The sequence below is a fragment of the Novosphingobium sp. AAP1 genome, assembly GCF_001295765.1.
GTDB classification, from domain to species: Bacteria; Pseudomonadota; Alphaproteobacteria; order Sphingomonadales; family Sphingomonadaceae; genus Novosphingobium; species Novosphingobium capsulatum.
The window spans coordinates 1-2,897 of the sequence record NZ_LJHO01000040.1 but is presented as its reverse complement, the minus strand read 5'-3'; the positions used below and the strand labels follow the sequence as shown (position 1 = coordinate 2,897).

Annotated in this window: 1 protein-coding gene and 2 pseudogenes; all 3 read right to left on the bottom strand. The window is 49.3% G+C overall.

Annotated elements, in window-relative coordinates:
* A pseudogene (locus IP65_RS21610) lies at window positions 1-2,010 on the bottom strand (hypothetical protein); the annotation flags it as partial.
* A 54-nt stretch (window positions 2,011-2,064) separates the two neighbouring features.
* The gene (locus IP65_RS21175) at window positions 2,065-2,325 is read right to left on the bottom strand and encodes an RHS repeat domain-containing protein (RefSeq protein WP_231627932.1); all 261 of its coding nucleotides are present in this window, start codon (window positions 2,323-2,325) and stop codon (window positions 2,065-2,067) included.
* Between the two features lie 251 nt (window positions 2,326-2,576).
* A pseudogene (locus IP65_RS22095) lies at window positions 2,577-2,786 on the bottom strand (transposase); the annotation flags it as partial.
* Window positions 2,787-2,897: the final 111 nt, after the last annotated feature.

The following is a 2,897-nucleotide window of genomic DNA, read 5'->3' as shown; positions in this document are numbered from 1 at the left end:
GCCATTGGCATTATACGTGTACTTCACCGCCAGCGGCTGGCGCGTACCAGAGCCATCGGGATCAGGACCAATCACACCAGTCACACGGCGATCAGCATCGTAGAATGCATAGGAGATCTGACCTGCAAGCGGGCCTGTTGCTGAAATGACGTTGCCGACGTTGTCATAGGCAAAAGTCGTGGTAGCGCTGATCGCCCCGTCCCCGGTCGCAACGGTTCGCGAGATCGGCAACAGGTTATTCGCCACACCAGCGGTCTGGGGGCCGTAGTTGATCGTCGTCCGAATCTCGTCGGCGCTATTGGCGCAAGTGGCGCTTCCCGAAAGCGAGAAAGGTCCCACCCCCGCTGCCCCAGTCAATGCTGCCCCAGCTTGCGTACGGCAAGAAGAAATAGACGTCAGCATGTAGACATTCTGTCCGGAGGCTACAATCGAGCCGGAGCTGTTCTTGAAATAGGCCTGCATGGCCGTATAACTATAACGTGTCTGTGGACGCAGACCATTAGCATCAGCCGGCCCGGTAAATGACGTCAACAATCCTGTAGAACTATTATAAGTATAATCAGTTTCGTTACCCTTGGCATCCTTCGTCCAACTTGGTTTTTCGCACAGCACCCCTGAAGAACAGCTCGACGGATATCCAGATGATTGCACGATGTCCGACAGACCCGATGCCGCCTTTGCAACACTCCGCTGCTCGGTCACATTCCCGTTGGCGTCATAAGAATATTTCGTATACCCCGACGTTGGCGAACCAGATGTGATCACGCCTTCGGGAGGAACAACATAAGCCAACAACCCGGAAGAATTGTATTGGTAGGTATTTTTCTGATTCAGTGCATTCTGGAATGCCTGCAATGCGCCCGACGGAATGTCGGCCGTAGCTGTATATTGCGTTGCTCCAGCTGCAGATCGCACGCTTGAAAGTGTCGATCCACTGGCGGAAAAAGCGTATGTATAGTTTACGCCATTTTTTGATAGGCCAGCAACTCTACCACTAGAATCATAAGACAATGCAACGGTGTTTGTTGCGTTTGAGCCAATTTGTATAGACGCAATTTTTTGGCCAGATGCGTCGCTCTTAATTGTTTCGACACGCCCGGCCGGATCAGTCAAAATCTCGGTATATACTCCAGATGACTGGGTAACATTATAACTAGCATAAGGCCAGCTTTGAGTAAAAGCAACACAAGACCCACTGGTCGAGCATGAATCAATTGTATTATTTACGCCGTATACAGACGATATGGAAGACCATGATATTTGGCTAGCCCCAGACACCGAAAGAGTATTCGTTGCGTATCCAAACTTTAAAGAATAGCCTGTAGACTTTGCAACAAGTGACAATCTGATAAAGTTATAGCTATTCGTCACAGTTCCAGCCGCAGACTTGACCGACTGCGTCGTGTAATATAGTGCTTCCGTCGTACCGTCAGCGCGCGTGACCTTAGTGCAATATGCGACATAAGGCCCAACTGGATCATAAAGATTGCGCTGCACTACACTCTTTGTCGGCGGGATCGGGAAATCATCCCCAGTAAAAGCCTGAGTAAAATTGTATATATCGCCGTTATCATCGGTATAAACAAGTGCAGTTGTAAAAACCCCACCACCACCGTCAACATTTACATATTTACCCGTAGAACTATTATATGAAAAATTTATAGTCCTACTGCCAATAATTACCTGGACGTTTCCTCCAAGCGTTCCGGTAACAGCGATTGTATAGTTATGAATCCAATATCGATTTCCAGTAATAGTCCTTACATGCTCAAGGCCATTTTGGGAACCGCCAATAGACAGGATTTTCTCCGAAATTACCGGCAAGCCACTTGAGTAGCTTATACTATTATCATCTAAGTCTAGATTTTTTGGCAAGCCAACAGCAACTTGTGCAAGTGCAGATGGCACGTAGAAGACTATTGCCGTCGTTATCAGAAGCGTTTTACGAACCGCCTTGACCGCAGATCTACTTTTTCCCGAAAAATTGCGCACGTTTACCAAATTATTCATACCACATCACCTTCATAAATTTACTAATGGCTTCATACTTATGCGAATAAGCCATTAGCTACCGGTAGTGGTGACGTTTACGCGGTTGTCGGCCTTGTCAGGATTGTAAGATGTATTGAGGCCGTTATTGACTGAGCCAGCGTGGGTAACTTGGACCAACCGGCCGAGAGCATCATACGTGTAGGCGACGGTCTCCGTGGCATGCGCCGGTTTGGCCACAACCAATGCGAAAGCTGCAGCATGCAAAAACGACTTCATCGCCCCACCCCTCCAGTTCGCCGGAAATGTTTCCGGATGATTGCTGTTGGTTTCCATGTTTTGACATGGGAGTCAATCTGGAGTCTTCAAAACTATCCTGTAATCAGCACGTTGAGGGTGATGGCCAGCTGCTTGAAAGATTGCTGGGCGCGGGACTTCCGCATCCAGCAGAGGCGCTGCCTCTAAAGTTCGTAAAAGCCGTCAATGGAAACCTGCTGCCGCCAATTTCCGTAATGCCGATGACTTTGTCGACATCGTCAAGGGCGTCAAGCGGCACCCAAAACTGGTTTTATATCAGGGCGCATTGATCAGAACCCGTGGGTCCTTTGACGTAATCTGAGGGGCACGATGCGCCGCAGGTGCTCGAAGAGCTTGTTCCAGGCGAAGCGGCTGTAGACGACGATGTCATCGTATGATTTGAAATTGCGGTTCGACAGCCAGTTGTTGCGCATGAACTGCCAGACAATCTCGACTGGATTGAGCTAGGGGCACCTCGGTTGCAGCAGTATCAACGTAATCTTGGGCTCGCGACATGAAAAGTGATTCCGGCAAGATGCATGTTCATCGCGCCGTGCCCAGCAATAGGTTGCTGTTCTGTAGCTGAGCATGTGGGTGTAAGCGATGATGGA

Coding starts and splice junctions, on each gene's coding strand:
- IP65_RS21175 (WP_231627932.1), bottom strand. CDS start 2,325: ATGGAAACCAACAGCAATCATCCGGAAACATTTCCGGCGAACTGGAGG.